Raw genomic sequence first — 17121 nt, 5'->3', positions numbered from 1 at the left:
CAGAAAAACCGCCGATGGGGAAAAATTCGCGTCTGCGTTGCGTTGACAACGGGGTCCGCGCAGGAAACAAGTTGACCCATTCACTGACGCCGCAAAAGGCCGCCTGTTATGACAGTTAAGACGATTTCAACCACCGCTTTCAATGACCAAAAACCGGGCACTTCGGGCCTGCGCAAGAAGACGCGCAGCTTCATGGTGCCGCATTATCTGGAAAATTACGTCGCGGCGACATTTGCCGCGATTGGCGGCGGTGCGGGCAAATGCTTTGTGCTGGGCGGTGACGGTCGATTCTTCAACCGTGATGCCATCCAGACCATCCTGAAAATGGCCGCAGCCCAGGGGGCCGCGCGGATGATCGTGGGGCAGGGCGGACTGTTGTCCACGCCTGCCGCGTCGCATCTGATCCGGCTGAACAAGGCCGATGGCGGATTTATCCTGTCGGCCAGCCATAACCCCGGCGGCATCGACGCGGATTTCGGGCTGAAATTCAACGCGGCCAACGGCGGTCCCGCCTCCGAGGCGCTGACCGCCAGGATGCACGCGGCATCGCTGGGGATTGAAAGCTATGACATCGCCGATGTGGATGACATCAATCTGGACTCTGTGGGCCAGACGCGGATCGGCGACATGCTGATCGACGTGGTGGACCCGGTGGCCGACTACAGCGACCTGATGGCCAGCCTGTTCGATTTCGACGCGATCCGCGCGCTGTTCGCGGGCGGGTTCACCATGCGCTTCGACGCCATGCACGCGATCACGGGGCCATACGCCCACGCGATCCTCGAGGGCACGCTGGGCGCGCCCAAGGGCACCGTCGTCAACGGCACCCCGTCGGAAGATTTCGGCAAGGGTCACCCCGATCCCAACCCGATCTGGGCCAAGGAGCTGATGGACCTGATGCTGTCGGATGCATCGCCCGACATGGGTGCCGCATCGGATGGCGACGGCGACCGCAACATGATCGTGGGCAAGGGCACCTATATTACCCCCTCGGACAGTCTGGCGATGCTGGCAGCCAATGCGCATCTGGCACCGGCCTACAAGGATGGCATTGCGGGCATCGCGCGTTCCATGCCCACCAGCGCCGCCGCCGACCGCGTGGCCGAAGCGCTGGGGGTGCCGTGCTTTGAGACACCGACGGGCTGGAAATTCTTCGGCACGCTGCTGGACGCGGGCCGCGTCACCATCTGTGGCGAGGAAAGCGCCGGCACCGGATCGCATCACGTCCGCGAGAAAGACGGGCTGTGGGCGGTGCTGCTGTGGCTGAACATTCTGGCCGCGCGCGACATGACCGTGGCGCAGGTCCAGGCCGACCACTGGCAACGGTTCGGGCGCAATTATTATGCACGCCACGATTACGAAGCGGTCGAAAGCGCCCGCGCGGACAAGATGATGGCACATCTGCGCGCGCAACTGGACGACCTGCCGGGGCAAAGTCACGCGGGCCTGACCGTCACCGGCGCCGACGATTTCGCCTATACCGATCCGGTGGACGGATCGACAAGTGCCGCCCAGGGCATCCGCCTGTTCTTTGACGGCGGCGCGCGCGCGGTGTTCCGCCTGTCCGGCACCGGCACCGAAGGCGCGACGATCCGGCTGTATCTTGAACAGTTCGTGATCGACGGCGATCACGCGGCCCCCGTCGATCAAGTGCTGGAACAGGTGCGGCAGGCGGCCCTTGAAATCAGCGATCTGCCTGCTTTGACAGGGCGAACAGCGCCTGATGTAAAGACCTGAGCTTCAACTTAAAGGTGCCAATTTACTTATGAAATCAGGCTCTTTGCATCGGGATTAAGACTTTACATCGCGCGACTACGTCTTTTAACCTACCGGTATTCTGGCAGGTCTTTGCCCAAAGACCGCAAAAAACCAATAGGCGATTGACGTGTTTGAAAACTGGCGAAAGGTCTCTACCCCGCGTGCCCAATCGGTTATCTATCCGGTCGAGATTTCGCAATGCCGGATTTCCGAACAGATGTGGGTGCCCAAAGGGTCCATTGCCTATGAATTGCGCGACGCCAATGGCCGGCGCATCGGTCTGAAAGCACCCTATGACGGGTTTGTGCATCCGTTTCTGGCCGTGGGTCAGACCATCGACAGCCCCGCAGTCGCCTTTTACGTGGTGCAGGCCGAAGAAGGGGCCGAACTGGACAGTGAAGGGCGCGTGCATCATGCGTCCAACGCCGACTATGCGCCCTCGGGTGGCGCGGACATAGCCGAAGACGACCAGTGGGAAGATGAAGAACTGGGCGAGGAACTGCCCAACGGCACCACGCTGGCCAACGGGCAATATACCATCAAACGCTACATTGCGGCGGGCGGTTTCGGCATCACCTATTTCGCCGAAGATAACCTGGGCCGGTCCGTGGTCATCAAGGAATGCTTTCCCGCCTCGATCTCGCGGCGTCGCGACAGCCGGGTCAGCGCAGCCACCCGAGACCAACAGCCGACACTGAAGAAATGCATCCGCCTGTTCGTGAAAGAGGCGCGGGTGCTGGCGCAGTTGCACCACCCCAACATCGTGGGTGTCAAAGGGTGCTTCGAGGAAAACGGCACCGCCTACATGGTGCTGGAACGGGTTCATGGCCACGACATCGACTGGAACCTGGACCACAACCGCGAGGCGCTGACGCCGGATTTTGTCAACTTTCTGGCGCGCACCATGCTGGACACGTTGTCAGCCGTGCACGCCGCCGGCATGTTGCACCGCGACGTGTCGCCCGGCAACATCATGATCAACATGGACAGCCAGCCGATGCTGATCGACTTTGGCGCCGCGCGCGCCGAGGTGACCAAGGCCAGCCGCGCGGTGTCCACCCATCCGGTGGTCAAGGACGGCTATTCCCCGAACGAGCTGTATATCTCCGGCGCGTTGCAGACACCTGCCACGGACCTCTATGCGCTGGCGGGCACGTTGTATCACGTCATCACTGGTGACGTGCCACCCGCCGCCGACATGCGCCAGCACATGATGTCGAACGGTGAATCCGACCCATACACGCCCCTGACGGGGCAATATCCGGATCACGATCAGGCGCTGCTGGCTGCGATCGACAAATCCATGGCGCTGCGTATGGCCGACCGCTGCCAGTCTGCCGCCGAATGGCTGGCGATGATGGACGCCAAGGCACCGCAGCAAAGCAGGGCAAAACCTGCCACCGAAAAGCCCGCCAAGCCGGCCGCCGAAAAAGCCGCCCCGGCCAAGGCGCCGTCGCTGACGGCCTATCTGGCAACAGCATTGTCGCGCCAGAATTCGGGTGCGGTGAACAAAACGCCACTGGTCGCCCCCGAACTGTTGCGCGACTGGGCGATGGACCTGTGTGAAAAGGCGCAGCTTTTCCAAAGCAAGAAAAAGGTCTTTGGCGTTCTGACGCCCGATGATTTCACGGTCGTCGATGGCAAACGGCTGGAATTGCGGCTGGATTTCAAACCCGCAGATCTGTCAGCCAAGGTCGACGGCGCACAGGTGCCCGCGCAGCACAAACATTACATCGCACCGGAATTGCTTGCCGCCGACGTGCCGCTGTCGGCATCATCCGATGTCTATACCATTGCCGCGATCCTGTTTGCCTGCCTTACAGGCCGCGCGCCCGATCCCTTGGCACAGCGCAAGATACCGGCGGCAATGTTCGGCCCCAAACCGGTCTTTGACGCCATCGAAGCGGCGCTAAGCCAGCGTCCCGCGCAGCGTCCGGCCCTGGATGAGTTTGCGCGCCGGGCCACCAACCTGCGGTCACGCGAACAGCCGCGCGCGGAACAGGCCAAGGCCGATCCGGCCCCAAAAGCCGCGCCAAAACCCCGCCCCGATACGCCCAAGGCTGCACCGAAAGACGACGCCAAACGCCCCGCCGAGGCCGCGCATCCCAGCGGCGCCTTGTCGTGGATCACGCTGGTGATGACAGGGGCGCTGATCCCGCTGGCGGCGGCGTCTGTGTCCAATGTATTCACCTTTGGCGATCCTCTGTATTCCTTTGAAACCTTGCGGTTTTTTCTGGGCGACAAGCTGGACGTAGACCGCGATGTGCCGTGGTATGCGCTGGCCTTGCTGGCGCTGTGCGGTGTGGTCTTTGCCCTGATCGTCCGTCAGGCCCGCAAGGTAAGGCCGGTGCCCGAACGGCGCTGGCTGCCTGTCGCCTCGGCCTTTCTCGTGGGGTTCCAGATCCTGCCCTTACTGCTGGCAGAACAGGTCTATACCGAAGCCCCGTCAAACCACGAGCTTTTGCTAAGTGTCGGGATTGGCGTCGCTTTTGCCTGTGTCGCTTTCTTTCTCTTTCGCCCGAAACCCGCGACCTGACAGGGGCCGCTTGCCAATTCCCTTAGAACCCAATTCAAAAGGACAGACAGATGGAAAAAAAACAGTTTTACCGCTCGTCGGACCTGCCTGATGCCGAAGGCAGCGCGTCCAAGAAAACACGACCCTTGGGCGACAACGCCGGGCGCGGTGCCGCGACCACCCCCGCCGCCGAGGCGCGTATGACGCCCGAACCGGACGCGCCCGCGCGCAAAAGCCCGCCCAAAACGCGCCCCCTGGGTCATGGTGGCAGCCGCGCCGAAGCCGCCCCTACAATGGACGCCGACGACGACAGCCTGCCGGTGGTCGGATGGCTGGTGGTCTACAAGGGCCCCGGTCGCGGCAAGGCGGTGCAACTGGTCAACGGCATGAATTCCATCGGGCGCGGTGAAGATCAGGCGGTGCAGGTGGATTTTGGCGACGAAAGCATTTCGCGCGGCACCCATGCCTTTGTGATCTACGACGATGAAGAGCGCAATTTCCACGTCAGCCACGGCGGCAAACAGAACCTTGTGCGCCTGAACGGCAAACCGGTGCTGAATTCGGAGCCGCTGGCCAATGGTGACAACATCCGTCTGGGGGCCACGACCATGCGGTTCTGCGCGCTGTGCGGACCGGATTTCGACTGGTCCGACGCATGAGCAAGGCGCGGTTTCATTACGACACGGCCTTTGCGCTGTCACTGGGCGGGCGGGATTATCAGGAAGACTGCCTGCTGTCCGCCTTTGGCGGCGGTGCGGCACAGGGCTTTGCCGTTCTGGCCGATGGCATGGGCGGGCAGGCGGCGGGGGAGGTGGCGTCGCAACTGGTGGCCTACGAGGTCGCGTTCGATCTGCAAAACCGTCTGCGTGACGGGCCGGGGGCCGAGAACGGCCTGCCAGCCAGCCTGCGTGACATGGCGGACCGTGCCAATGACACCATCGCCGACAACGTCGAACACTACCCCGATCGCGAGGGCATGGGGGCCACATTGCTGGCCACCGTCTTGTTCCAGAACCGGCTGTATTGGGTATCTGTGGGGGACAGCCCGCTGTACCTCTACCGGGACGGCGCGCTGCGCCAGATCAACGAAGATCACTCCATGGCCCCGATCATCGCCAAGATGGTCGAGGACGGCGAGCTTGATCCGCAGGCGGCGCTGAACCATCCCAACCGCAATGCGCTGACTTCGGTGCTGATGGGCGGCAAGGTCAAGCTGAAGAACGCGCCCGAGGCGGCCACCGAACTGCACCCGGGCGACGTGGTGATCGCGGCCAGCGACGGGCTGCAATTCCTGTCCGACGCGATGATCGCCGAGGTGCTGGCAGGGCAGGCGGGTGCCTCGTCCCAAGACATTTGCAGCGGGCTGCTGCAAACGCTTGAGGCGCTGGAAGACCCCGATCAGGACAACATCGCCATTCTGGTGCTGCAACTGGCCCGCCAGGACGGCGCACCGCCGCCGCCGCCGCGCGGACGCCCCCAGCAGATCACCCGCGAACGGCCCAAGGCCGCCGCTGCCGCCGTGCGCAGCGTCGAGACGTTCATGCCCGAACCCGACCCGGAACAGATCAAACAAGCCGCCCCGCAGACCGCAGCGCCTGCGGGGCAGGCCACCCAGTCCAAGCTGCCGCTGGCACTGATCGCCAGCCTTGTTGTCGCGCTGCTGGTGGTGCTGGTGTTGGCATACATCTATATTTTTGGCCGCGCCGCCCCGATGTCGATGCAAATGTCCGAATATCCCGCGATGTCCGAACGGGGCACCGCAAGTGCCGCGCGCACGCCGGACAAACACCTTGGCTATGACCAGAACCGGAGCTTTATCAGTGGCAGATAACATCTTTTCCCGCGCACCTCTGGCGGCGGCGCTGGTCGCTGGCCTTGCCCTGTGCCTGCCTGCGGGCGCCGGTGCGCAAACCGCCCCGCTGGACTGTCGCGCGACCGAGGACGGGGTCCACGATTGCACCCTGTATTTTCCGGGCGGCACCGACATCACCGACACCACGCTGACCCTGTCTGACGGCACGCAGGTCGACCACAGCTTCACCGCCGAGCCGACCGAGCTGCAAGCGCCCGACGCCGACACGCCGCGCGTGCTTTATCTGGCCTTTGACACGTCGAACCCGGCGCGCGCCGCGATCCTGCGCCAGTCGCTGGACAGTGCGTGGGCGCTGGTCGAACAGGTGCCCGCGGGCACACTTATCGGTCTGGGCACCTTCGACGAGAACTTTGCCGAAGTGCAGGAACCCACAACCGACCGCGACGTGCTGCAACAGGCCATCGCGGGCATTCAGGCCAACGGGCAAACCACCAACCTGTTCGAGGCGACGCTGGACATTCTCAACGCACTTCCCGCCGCACCCGACGGGCGGCGTGACATCGTGCTGTTTTCGGATGGCAACGCCGAGGACACCGCCTTTACCCTGCGGGACGTGTCCGAGCGGGCGCGCAAATCCGGCGTGCGGGTCAATGGGCTGGGCGCTGTACTGCGGGCCAGTGAAACCAAATACACCCAGACGCTGGAACGGATGGCCGAGGAAACCGGCGGGCTGTATTTCGGCACCGCACCCGGCAACGCCAATTTCGACACTGAAAACCTAAGCCGCATCGCCCAACTGGGCGAGGGCGTGGGGGTGGTGAGCTTTGACGCCGGCTTTGTCCGCGAGGGCACGCTGTTGCTGACCACTGCAACGGGGCGCACCCTGCGCTATCAGATTGCACCGGTCGGACCGGACGCGGCCACGCAAGAGGCCGCCGAAACACCACAGCCAGAACCGGCGGTGTCGCTGGTGGACCGCATCCCTGTGGTGGGCTGGATCGTGGGCAGCCTGGTGTTGCTGCTGGTCCTGCTGCTTGGCCTGCGGGGCCGTCGCAAGCCGCCACAGCCCGCGATGCCAGAGCCAGCGCCCACGCCAGAGCCGACCCCTATGCCGGAGCCCGAGGCCGAGCCGATCAAAGTCTTCGGCGCGCTGACCACCGAAAGCGGTGAGGTGCTGTACCTGACCTCGTCCATCTCGACGCTGGGCCGGTCATCGGATGCCGACATCGTGCTTGATGATCCATCTGTGTCACGCCCACATGCGACGATTTCGGTCTCGCGCACCGGGGCCTTGCAGATTGTCGATCTGAATTCGCTGAACGGCGTGAAGGTCAACGGAACGCAAGTCACCTCGGCAGAGATCAAGCCGGGCGACATATTGCAACTGGGCGCGGTCAAGCTGACCCTTGGCTACCCCAACGACTGAGGAGCGACAGATGCGCGGCTGGACCGTCTCCATCACTATCCAAGAGGCCGGGCGGACCGTGCTGTCCGAAACGGCGCTGACCTTGCCCGCGCGCCTGATCCGCGACGGTGACAGCGGTGCCGTGGCGCTGATCGACGGGGCAGGGACCGCGCATCCGCTGGCCCAAAGCCGTTTCGACGTGTCACGCCAGCACATGACCCTAAGCACCGAAGCCGACGGCACCCTGTTGATCGCAGACCAATCCACCAACGGCGTTTTCGTGTCCCAACAGAACAGCGCGCGGCTGATCGGCAAGGGGAACACGATGGCGATACCGGCGCAGTTGCAGGTTGCGCTGGACACGGTGGGGTTTGATATCCGCGTGCAAAGCGTGCCACCGCGCGCGCCGCGTGCCGACAGCAACCTGCACGCCGAAGTCCGCCTTGGCGGCAAACTGCACCGCGTGGCGCTGGACCGCGCACCGTTGGTGGTGGCGCATGGCGCGCTTTCGAACGGCTTTGGCTATGACCGTCACGGCGATCTACAGGGCATCATCGCGGCCCTTGGCAACCGCAGTGCGCTGGTGATCGCGCCGGACGGGGCGGGCCAAATGCACGTCTTCGCCACGGCGGACCTTGGCGTGCGCCTGAACCGTCGCCAGATCGGCCAGAGCCAGCCCGAGCCGGTGGCGCATGGCACCTTGCTGACCTTTCAGGGCGGTCACCTGCACCTGATGAAGGCAGGGGCCGACCGGCAACTGGCCTGCGTCAACGACGCCTGCCTGATGCTGAACGAATACAAGCCCGGACAGAACTGCGTGTATTGCGGCACCCGTCTGGGCGACGCGCACACGCGGTTCATCGGATAGGAACAGAGACGCCCATGCCCCTTTTGCTGACATTCGACGTGATCGAGCTGGACACCGCAGGCCAGCCCAGAGGGCCGGGCGCACCGCTGGAGATTGACGAGACCGGCACGATTTCCTTCGGATCATCCCCCGACCGTGACATCGTGCTTGAGGGCGACCTGATCTCGCGGCACCATTTCGATCTGGATGTCTCGGACAGCCGCGTGATGCTGACCGACCAGAACAGCACCAACGGCACACAGGTCAACACCATGCGCGTGGGGCTGGCCGAACTGGGGCAGGGCGATGTGATCGACATTCCTGGCTGGCGGCTGGTGGTCACGTCGCTGGACTTTGCGACGGCACAGGCCGACGACACGCCTGCACCGGCCCAAGGGTTCCCGCATGATGTCTTTGGCGACGACACGACGGTCGATCCGGCGGGCCTGTACGGTCATGGCTATCCGGTCGAGGAACGCAAGTTCTGCGCTGTCGGTGGCGGGCTGGGGTCGTTTACCTTTGTCGACCATCTGCGGTGCTACGGTGTGTCGGCATCGGACATTGCGGTGATCGGCACCGAAAAGGTCAGCTACGCCACCTATAAACGCTATTGCCGCGACAGCCAGATCCCCGATCACGAGCGGCTGCGGTCCAATTCCCTGTCTACGCCAGACAACATCTGGGGCTTTCCCGGATACGCCAGCCGCGAGGCCTTTGGCGGGTTGTTGCGGGGCCGTCTGGGCGGGTTCAAACGGGTGTTCCAGGTCTTTGGCGAACCGACACTGGCCGAAAGCTATACGCCGCGCGCGGGCGATGTGTTCGACAGCCTGGACCGCGAGGAACGGCGCATCGACTGGCCCGCGATGCACCGCCAGGGACAGGCACGCTGTATCCGCAAGCTGACCGACGGGCGCTATGCCGTCGCCTATACTATGCGCGACCCGGCTGTGGCCGAGGCCGACCGCCGCCGCATCATCATCGCCGACGTGCTGCATCTGGCCACGGGCTATCCCGCCACGCGATTTGTCGATGATTTCCAGAAGTTCATCGTGGAACATCCCGATCACCGCCACATGGTCCACAACGCCTATGCACCGCACGACCAGATCTATGACGCCGCCGAGGCCGCAAATGGCCCGGTCTATGTCGTCGTGCGCGGACGCGGCATTGTCGCCAGCCGCATCATCCAGCGCCTGCACGAGGCGCGCAAACGCAACCCGCAGATCACCATCCTGCATTCGATGCGCTCGAAACTGGACCCGACCAGCGGCGCACGCTTTGGCCGCGCGCGCAGACAGGTGCGCACCAACATCGAGATTCAGCCGTTCAACTGGCCGAAATCCTGCTGGGGCGGCGATTTGCGGTTCGAATACGAACGCGCCGATGCTGCCAAACGCGGTGCCATGCTGACCACGCTGGGCGGCACCACCACGGCCGAGCGCAGCGACTGGATCGGCATCATCGAACGTGGCACGGAAGAGGGGTGGTACAAACCTGTCTACGGCTCGATCCGCGAGATCCTGCCGCATGACGACAGCCCCGACAAAGTCATGATCCGCGTCGAGGGCGAGGGCGGCCACCGCGCCGAGCTGATCGCCGACTATCTGGTGGATTGCACCGGTCTGATCAGCGACATCACGCGGTCCAGTCTGATGAACGACCTGATCGAAACCTACGCGCTGAAACGCAACCACGCCTATGCGCGCAAAGGGGACGGATTTGAAAAACGCGGGCCCACCGGGCTGGACGTGACACCGGATTTCGAAATCGAGGGCCTGCGCAACCAGCGCGGCCGCGTCTATGCCTCGGGGACTGTGACCTCGGGCGGGCCATATCTTGCGGTCGACAGCTTTCTGGGCCTGCAATATTCGGCGTTGCGCAGCACCGACCATCTGGTGACCGAAGGCGCGCATGGGGTGAAAAATCTGGGGCCGCTGCGGTCTGCCGGACAATGGTTGAAATGGTGCAGGGGGGCGAAACCATGATCCCGACGCTTGCGGGGCGCATTCAGACGCGTCTGTTGCTGTTCGTGCTGCTGGGCATTCCGCTGACAGCGCTGTTTTCGTGGCTGTGGCTGCCGCTTTACTGGGACTTGATTTTTTCGTTCCTGCTGACGGTGCTGGCCACGGTCACCGGCTTTGGCCTGCTGATGGATGTGGTCTATATCGGCCTGCAAAAACTGCGTTGGGACCGCGACTGGCCCTTTGCCTATCAGTTCTTCTTTTCCATCGTCGAATTCGCCATCGTCCTGTGGGCCGCGCGCGCCGGTCTGATCCCGTGGCTGCCCGCCGAGGCGCTGGCAGGCACCGACGGGTTGATCATGGCATCGTCGCATTTCGCCACGGTGTTCATCCCGTCCTTCCTTGCGCTGCTGGGACCGATTTCGGTGTTTTTCATCCGCTGGCGGTTCAAGGCGGGCCAGTTGGGCAAGCTTTGATATGGCAGCCTTTATGCGCCTCTGGACGCCCTTGCATCTGGCCGCGCTGGCGATTGCCTATGTCTGGCTGGTGCAGGTGTCGAACCTGACGACCGAGGTCATCAGCGGCCTGTGGTTCTTTTTCCCCGTGGGCATCATGGGCGCAATCATCGCCAACGCCACGGGCACCGGTGGCGGCGTGGTGTTCGTGCCGGTGTTCACCGCACTGGAAAAAGGCGGCATCATGGTGCCGCCTGAACTGCAATCGCTGGCATCCCTTAGCCCACAGGAATCCGTCGGCGTGTCGTTCATGATCCAGTGCTTTGGCATGTCCATCGGCGCGCTGGTCTGGGGCAGGGCGATCTTTGTCAAAGATGCGCTGTCCTGGGACGAAAAGATCGCCCCGCACACGTTGCTGGCGCTGACGGCGGCACCGCTGGCCACCGGCATTCCGGCGCTGCTGCTGACGCAGAATTTTGTCAGCGTCGATGGCAAAAGCCTGATCTTCTACTTCAAGATTTTCTCGCTGTTGCTGGGCGTCACGTTGTTGTTGTTCACATGGGCGCAGCGCAGGCAACCGGCATCACAGCGCAAGCTGCACGTTACACCGGGCGAGTTGTGGGTGCTGCTGGGGCTGGGCCTGATCGGTGGTGCGGTCACAGCGCTGTTTTCGGTGGGCATCGGCGAGTTTCTGGCGATCTTCCTGATCCTGAAGAAATTCCCGACCAAGGTCGCCATCGCGGTCGCGGTCTGGGTATCGGTGGTCTGTGTGATCTGCGGTGTCTGGAACAACCTGCTTTCCGGCCAGGTGCGGATCGAGATTGCTCTGATCGCGATACCGGGGGCGATCATCGGCGGTTTCCTGGCCAAACAGATCGCGCAGGTGCTGGGATCGCTGTGGCTCAAGACGCTTGCGTCGCTGTGGATCATCGCGTCCAGCGTCTATCTGCTGGCCACGTAAGGGGGCGGTTTACGGATCAGCGGGGGCTTGTCAAAGTAGCTTCAATGATACGCATAATCCATATTATGTAATTTATAGAGTGAGCATTATCAGTCTCTTGCCCGATAATGCTCACGTCAATCACGCGATCTGCGCGTCTGCTTCGGCCTGATCCAGAACCTTACCGACTGTGCGATCCCAGGCACCGACACGTGGATTGGTCTTGTCGTCTACCAACGCCCGCTTGACGATCTTGCCGGACACCGTGCGTTCGTACTCGTCGATGTATTTGATGAACCTCGGCGTCTTGAACTTGGCCAGACGTGACGCGCAATGCGCGATGACGGCTTCGGGATCAATCTGGTCCGGTGTCACGCCCTCGCGCGGTCGGATCACCACCATCACCTCTTGTCCGCGCATCTTGTCCGGCACGCCGACGGCTGCGACTTCCCAGACGCCGTCCATCGACACCACAGCGGCCTCAACCTCTTGGGCTGCCACGTTTTCGCCAGCGCGGCGGATCATGTCCTTGATACGGCCCACGATGTAATAGAACCCGTCAGCGTCCTGCCGGAACAGATCACCGGTGCGGAACCAGCGGCCGGAAAATCCTGTCGCGTTGGCATCCGGGCGTTTGTAGTAGCCCCACAGCAACCCACGGCCCGCAATCCAAAGTTCGCCAATCTCGCCTTGTGTCACGTCCTTGCCGGTGTCGTCCACGATCCGTGCCTCGCGGAACGCGGCTGGTATGCCGCATGTGCGTTCATAGGCTTTTGCGCCAGCCTCGGGCGGCACCATCAGACCGCCACCGATTTCGGTCATGCCAAAGCTTTCGCGCGCCACGCAACCAAAGCGGCGTTCGACCTCTTGACGCGCCTCTGAGGTCCAGCCAAAAATCGAGACATATCTGAGGTTTATCTTGCGATCTTCAGGTCCTTCTGGCCAGGCTTTCAAGCCGGGCTGCGGGAAAATGCAATAATGGATATCTTCGTCCACCAACCAGTTGTAAAGATTGCTTAAACTGATCCGCGGCGCGATCTTGGCGGTGCCGTCCAGCACCATCGTCATAATGAACTGCCACATCGGGTCCATGTAGAAAAACGGCGCGTTGATCAGGACGTTTTTCACGTCGCCGCCGCGCCCGCGGAACTTGGCGGCAAGCGAGCCCAGCAAGATCCAGTATTCGTGGCTGAGCATACAGCCCTTGGGAAAGCCCGTGGTGCCCGATGTATACTGCAAATTCAACAAGTCCGTCCGGGAAAGCGTTGAAGTTGCAACATAATTTTCGTCACCCGCATCCAGAAGCGCCTGCCAGCTTTGCGATCCGTCGCGCGGTGTGCCGTGGACGATCACCCGCGCGTCGCTGACCAGCGCGGGGTGCTCTGTCATGGCATCCCAGACCGGCACCGCCGATTGGTCCATGACCAGAAACTGCGCATCCGCATCGGTTAATACGTACATAAGTTCGGTTTCTGTGTACGAAATATTCACCGGGATCATCACCGCCCCGATCCGCGCCAGCGCCCCCCATGTCACCACAAAGGCCGGAACATTGGGCAGCATCACGCCCACATGGGTGCCTTTGCGAATGCCCTGTGCCTCGAACGACGACGCCAGTTTGCGGGTCAGTCGGGCGTATTCGTCATAGGTCATGGTCTGGCCGTCCGCGATCCACTTGGCCAGCAGTTGATCGCCGTTGCGCGCCGCCGCGTCGTCGATCAGCGCGCCAAGTGTTTCGGGATAGGCTGCAGCCTCGGCCTGAACGCGCAGGGCTTGCATGTCGGCCACGCCGTAATCCAGATTGCTGTCCATCGGTGTTATTCCTCGCCCAGCGGCGTGCCGCCGTATTCACCACTGGCCCAGAACGCCGCGCGTTGCAGGCGGTACAGATGCGCAGACAGGCTAAGCGCATCCGCCTTTGGCAAGTCCATCGCTTTTTTCGTCACTTCCATCTCGACGCGCACCGAAATCGGCGGCAGCGCTGCAATCTTTTCGGCCAGTTCGCGGGCACGCGGCAGCACGTCCTCGGCCGGTTTCACTTCGTTATACAATGCGTATTTCAGGCAATCCTCGGCGGGCATCCGTTCGCCCAGCAGCACCATCCAATGCGCCACGGCGGGCGGGACGTGTTTGGCCAGTTGGGTCGAGCCCCCTGCCCCTGCCATGCCATAGGCAATCTCGGGCAGTCCGATGAATGCATGGGGGGCAGCGACGCGAATGTCGGTCAGGTTCAGCATGTAGATCGCGCCCATGCCCAACGCAGGTCCGTTGATCGCACCGACGATCGGCTTGTAGCGTTCCATCTTGCGCAGTTCCCGCTCCCAGCCGGGGCGCAAGTTTGTATCTTCGTCAGTCGAGGGAAAGAAATGTGCCGCCAGCGCGTCCTGCGGCGGCTGCACGCCATTGGGGGTCTTGATGTCGTCACCTGCGCAGAACGCCTTGGTGCCTGCACCGGTCAGGATGCCCACGTGCACCGAACGGTCTGCCATGAACTCTTGCATGATGTCATGCAGTTGCTTGTGCATTTCGGGGGTAAAGGCGTTCACCTTGCCGTTGTCGATGGTGATGGTCGCGACGTGGCCGTCTTTTTCATATCTGATGGTCATTGGGGTCCTCGGGAGTTTGGAATTTCAGGATTAAGGGGCCAGCGTGCGCGCCGCGCGCCGCCGCAGGGTTTCGGCCACGCCCATCGCCAGCGTGGTCACCACGATCAACAGGGTCGACACGGCGGCCACGGTCGGGTTGAAGTCCAGCCGCAGATCGGCCCAGATGCGCATGGGCAGCGTTTCCGAGCCCTTCATCAGGAACTGGGCGATGATCAGCTCGTCGAAGCTGACGAAAAACGCAAAGATCGCAGCCGCCGCAATGGCCGGGATCAGCGGCGGCAAGGTGGCCACGCGAAAGGCGCGCAGCGGTCCGGCGCCCAGCACACGGGCGGCACGGGCAATGGTCGGATCAATCTGGCGGATGGCGGCACTGGTGATCAGCACCACAAAGGGCATCGCCACAGCCGCATGGGCCAGCGCCAGCATCAATTCGTTGTCGGTCAACCCGGTACGGATCGCCAGGATGAACACGCCCAAAGCGATAAAGATATGCGGAATGACAATCGGCAAGGTCGCGCCATAGGTCAGCGGCCCGGCCAGATGTTTGGGAACCGCGTTGATCGCCAGCGCCGCCAGCGTGCCTGCTGTGGTCGAAATCACCATCGACAGCACGGCGACCCGGAACGAAATCAGCGTGGCATCGACCCAGACCGGATCGGTGAAATAGGACTGATACCAGCGCATCGAAAACGCGGTTGGCGGGAAACGCAGCAATTCCGAGTCTGAAAAGGACACCGGCAGGACGATGAGGATCGGAAAGATCAGGTAAACGACCATGGCCCAGAAATAGACGGCCAGCAGCCGCGAGGTTTGCATCACACGCATCGGCTTATCTCCCCACGTTCAGCAGACGCCGGAACGCGAACCGTCCGGTCCAGCGCAACAGCAAAATCATCGCCACGGTCAGCACCAGCAGGACAATCCCGATGGCGGCGGCAAAGCTCCAGTTCAGGTGTTGAACCTGGAATTCGATCAGGTTGGCGATCATCATGTCCTGACGTCCGCCCAGCAGTGCCGGCGTGATAAAGAACCCCATCGACATCATGAACACGATCACCAGACCGGTCAGCGTGCCGTCATAGCTAAGCGGCAGGTACACCCGCGTCAGCGCCTGCCAGCGGCGTGCGCCCAGCACCCGTGCGGCGCGCATCAGGTCCAGGTCAATTTCGGTCATGGCGGAGTAACAGGTGATGATCTGGATCGGCAGCATGATCTGCACCATCGCGGTGATCACCGTGCCCGAGGTATAGAGCATTTGCACAGGCGCCCCTGTCAGGCCCAGCCCGATCATCAGATCGTTGATCAGCCCCTCGCGGCCCAGCACCACGATCCAGGCGAATGTGCGGATCAAAACCGACATCCACATCGGGATCAGGATCAGGAACAGCAGCGCAACCTGACGCTTTTTGGGCTGCAAATTGATAAACATCGCAACGGGATAGCCGACGATTGTGCAGATCACCGCGACGATCAGGGACACCCGCACCGTGCGCCACATCACGTCCACATAGACGCCCCGTTCGACCAGCCGCTGAAAGTGTTCCAGGGTAAACTCGGGGTCGAAGATGCTGGCACGGATCAAATCGAACGTGGGCATCACGATAAACGCGGCCAGCAGCGCAATGGCAGGCAGTAACAACCAGATCAGGGAAAGACGCTTCATGCGATGTGGCCCACGCTTGTAAAGGAAAAGGATCGGGGTCCGACGCGCCACATCAAGGGGCGCGCCGGCAAGGCGCTGGTCAGAACAGCAGCCATTCGTCAAAGCGTTCTTGGATACGGTCGATGTTGGCGGCCCAGAATTCTTCATCGGCCACGAACTGCGCGTCTGCGTTGGCTTTGAACGTTGGCATTTGCGCCGCTTGCTCTTCGGTCATCGTGTCGAACAGACCGGGGGCAAAGTTGGGATACGGCAGGAATTTCACATATTCCGCTTCAAGATCGGGGCGCATGGTGCGCACGCGGATCCATTCATGCGCCATTTCGTAGTTGGGCGCATTCTTGGGGATGCCCACATAGCTGGTGTGCAATGCACCGCCGTTCCACATGATTTCCGCCGGAATCCCGCTTTCTTGCAGCTTGTTCACGCGACCGTTGTAGGTGGTCGAATAGAACACTTCGCCGTCTGACAGCAGTTGCACGGATTGCGCGCCCGAGGTCCACCAGACGGGGATCGCGTCCTTGATCTCGTCCAGTTTGGCAAAGGCACGGTCCAGCCCTTCGTCGGTGCCCAGAACGTCATAGAGTTCGTCCTTGGCCACGCCGTCGGCCAGCAGGGCAAATTCCAGCGTGTATTGTGGCTGACGTTTCAGGGACCGTGGGCCGGGGAAGGTTTCAGTGTCCCAGAAATCGGCCCAGCTTTCCATTTTGCGCCCCTCGGGGGTCTTGTCCAGACGCTGCACCAGAACGGTGGAATAGGCCGCGGCCACGACGCCGAATTCCTTTTTCGCGGCGTCCGGCAGGGTGCCCTCGGGGTCCAACAGCGCATAGTCGATCGGGGCAAGGAACCCGTTCTGCACGCCGGTGGGATAGGCGCTGGCGGATACTTCCATGGCATCATACAGCATGTTGCCTGCCTTCAGCATTGTCTCGACTTCCAGCATGATGTTGCTTTCGGCCGCGACGAACTTGGTGCTCCAGCCGGTCGCTTCGGTGAAGGCCGGCAAAAAGATCTGTTCGGTGGCGTCTTTGACGGCGCCGCCCGATCCGGCGATGGTCAGCACGTTGTCCTGCGCCAGCGCAGGTCCTGTCAGCAGTCCCAGTGCGACCGCCGCGGCGGGCATAAGCTTTAGCTTGTAGGTCATTGTTTATCCTCCGGTTT

Annotated in this window: 14 protein-coding genes; 9 read left to right on the top strand and 5 right to left on the bottom strand. The window is 62.3% G+C overall.

Annotated elements, in window-relative coordinates:
• Nucleotides 1–108: 108 nt before the first annotated feature.
• The 9 genes from AAC077_RS03820 to AAC077_RS03780 all read left to right on the top strand — a co-directional run bounded on the left by AAC077_RS03820 (nt 109) and on the right by AAC077_RS03780 (nt 11715).
• Nucleotides 109–1737 (top strand): alpha-D-glucose phosphate-specific phosphoglucomutase, encoded by a 1629-nt coding sequence (locus tag AAC077_RS03820; protein ID WP_339766688.1) that lies wholly within the window; start codon nt 109–111, stop codon nt 1735–1737.
• Between the two features lie 148 nt (nt 1738–1885).
• Nucleotides 1886–4294, top strand: coding sequence for a protein kinase (locus AAC077_RS03815; protein WP_339766686.1), 2409 nt, complete (start codon nt 1886–1888; stop codon nt 4292–4294).
• A gap of 50 nt (nt 4295–4344) precedes the next feature.
• The gene (locus AAC077_RS03810; protein ID WP_339766684.1) at nt 4345–4932 is read left to right on the top strand and encodes an FHA domain-containing protein; all 588 of its coding nucleotides are present in this window, start codon (nt 4345–4347) and stop codon (nt 4930–4932) included.
• Complete coding sequence (locus AAC077_RS03805) at nt 4929–6104, top strand: protein phosphatase 2C domain-containing protein (protein ID WP_339766682.1); 1176 nt, start codon at nt 4929–4931, stop codon at nt 6102–6104. The genes AAC077_RS03810 and AAC077_RS03805 overlap by 4 nt, the downstream gene beginning before the upstream one ends.
• Nucleotides 6094–7512: an FHA domain-containing protein gene (locus AAC077_RS03800; RefSeq protein ID WP_339766680.1), complete on the top strand. Its 1419-nt coding sequence runs from the start codon at nt 6094–6096 to the stop codon at nt 7510–7512. The genes AAC077_RS03805 and AAC077_RS03800 overlap by 11 nt, the downstream gene beginning before the upstream one ends.
• A 10-nt stretch (nt 7513–7522) precedes the next feature.
• Entirely contained in the window at nt 7523–8359 is an 837-nt protein-coding gene (locus AAC077_RS03795; RefSeq protein WP_339766679.1) for an FHA domain-containing protein, read from the top strand.
• Between the two features lie 14 nt (nt 8360–8373).
• On the top strand, nt 8374–10323 hold the full coding sequence (locus AAC077_RS03790; RefSeq protein ID WP_339766677.1) for an FHA domain-containing protein: 1950 nt from the start codon (nt 8374–8376) through the stop codon (nt 10321–10323).
• The gene (locus AAC077_RS03785) at nt 10320–10775 is read left to right on the top strand and encodes a hypothetical protein (RefSeq protein ID WP_339766675.1); all 456 of its coding nucleotides are present in this window, start codon (nt 10320–10322) and stop codon (nt 10773–10775) included. Before AAC077_RS03790 ends, AAC077_RS03785 begins: the two co-directional genes overlap by 4 nt.
• 13 nt (nt 10776–10788) lie before the next feature.
• A complete protein-coding gene (locus AAC077_RS03780; RefSeq protein ID WP_339766673.1) occupies nt 10789–11715 on the top strand; it encodes a TSUP family transporter in 927 nt (308 codons plus the stop codon).
• A 120-nt stretch (nt 11716–11835) separates the two neighbouring features.
• Here the strand turns inward: AAC077_RS03780 and AAC077_RS03775 are convergent, their stop codons facing one another.
• The 5 genes from AAC077_RS03775 to AAC077_RS03755 all read right to left on the bottom strand — a co-directional run bounded on the left by AAC077_RS03775 (nt 11836) and on the right by AAC077_RS03755 (nt 17104).
• Nucleotides 11836–13506, bottom strand: coding sequence for a class I adenylate-forming enzyme family protein (locus tag AAC077_RS03775; protein ID WP_339766671.1), 1671 nt, complete (start codon nt 13504–13506; stop codon nt 11836–11838).
• Nucleotides 13507–13511: 5 nt separating this feature from the next.
• Nucleotides 13512–14300, bottom strand: a complete 789-nt coding sequence (locus tag AAC077_RS03770; protein ID WP_339766669.1) for an enoyl-CoA hydratase-related protein — start codon at nt 14298–14300, stop codon at nt 13512–13514.
• A 30-nt stretch (nt 14301–14330) separates the two neighbouring features.
• Nucleotides 14331–15125 (bottom strand): ABC transporter permease, encoded by a 795-nt coding sequence (locus AAC077_RS03765; protein WP_339766668.1) that lies wholly within the window; start codon nt 15123–15125, stop codon nt 14331–14333.
• A gap of 4 nt (nt 15126–15129) precedes the next feature.
• Nucleotides 15130–15963: an ABC transporter permease gene (locus AAC077_RS03760; protein ID WP_339766666.1), complete on the bottom strand. Its 834-nt coding sequence runs from the start codon at nt 15961–15963 to the stop codon at nt 15130–15132.
• 79 nt (nt 15964–16042) lie between these two features.
• Nucleotides 16043–17104, bottom strand: coding sequence for an extracellular solute-binding protein (locus AAC077_RS03755; RefSeq protein ID WP_339766664.1), 1062 nt, complete (start codon nt 17102–17104; stop codon nt 16043–16045).
• Nucleotides 17105–17121: the final 17 nt, after the last annotated feature.

Source organism: uncultured Pseudosulfitobacter sp. (genome assembly GCF_963976325.1).
GTDB lineage: Bacteria > Pseudomonadota > Alphaproteobacteria > Rhodobacterales > Rhodobacteraceae > Pseudosulfitobacter.
The sequence above is the reverse complement of the archived record's forward strand: the minus strand, read 5'-3'. Positions and strand labels throughout refer to the sequence as shown.

What these genes read in the sequence shown, in the direction of transcription:
- AAC077_RS03820 (WP_339766688.1), top strand. Translation starts at nt 109, where the DNA reads ATGACAGTTAAGACGATTTCAACCACCGCTTTCAATGACCAAAAACCG.
- AAC077_RS03810 (WP_339766684.1), top strand. Translation starts at nt 4,345, where the DNA reads ATGGAAAAAAAACAGTTTTACCGCTCGTCGGACCTGCCTGATGCCGAA.
- AAC077_RS03805 (WP_339766682.1), top strand. Translation starts at nt 4,929, where the DNA reads ATGAGCAAGGCGCGGTTTCATTACGACACGGCCTTTGCGCTGTCACTG.
- AAC077_RS03795 (WP_339766679.1), top strand. Translation starts at nt 7,523, where the DNA reads ATGCGCGGCTGGACCGTCTCCATCACTATCCAAGAGGCCGGGCGGACC.
- AAC077_RS03790 (WP_339766677.1), top strand. Translation starts at nt 8,374, where the DNA reads ATGCCCCTTTTGCTGACATTCGACGTGATCGAGCTGGACACCGCAGGC.
- AAC077_RS03785 (WP_339766675.1), top strand. Translation starts at nt 10,320, where the DNA reads ATGATCCCGACGCTTGCGGGGCGCATTCAGACGCGTCTGTTGCTGTTC.
- AAC077_RS03780 (WP_339766673.1), top strand. Translation starts at nt 10,789, where the DNA reads ATGCGCCTCTGGACGCCCTTGCATCTGGCCGCGCTGGCGATTGCCTAT.
- AAC077_RS03775 (WP_339766671.1), bottom strand. Translation starts at nt 13,506, where the DNA reads ATGGACAGCAATCTGGATTACGGCGTGGCCGACATGCAAGCCCTGCGC.
- AAC077_RS03770 (WP_339766669.1), bottom strand. Translation starts at nt 14,300, where the DNA reads ATGACCATCAGATATGAAAAAGACGGCCACGTCGCGACCATCACCATC.
- AAC077_RS03765 (WP_339766668.1), bottom strand. Translation starts at nt 15,125, where the DNA reads ATGCGTGTGATGCAAACCTCGCGGCTGCTGGCCGTCTATTTCTGGGCC.
- AAC077_RS03760 (WP_339766666.1), bottom strand. Translation starts at nt 15,963, where the DNA reads ATGAAGCGTCTTTCCCTGATCTGGTTGTTACTGCCTGCCATTGCGCTG.
- AAC077_RS03755 (WP_339766664.1), bottom strand. Translation starts at nt 17,104, where the DNA reads ATGACCTACAAGCTAAAGCTTATGCCCGCCGCGGCGGTCGCACTGGGA.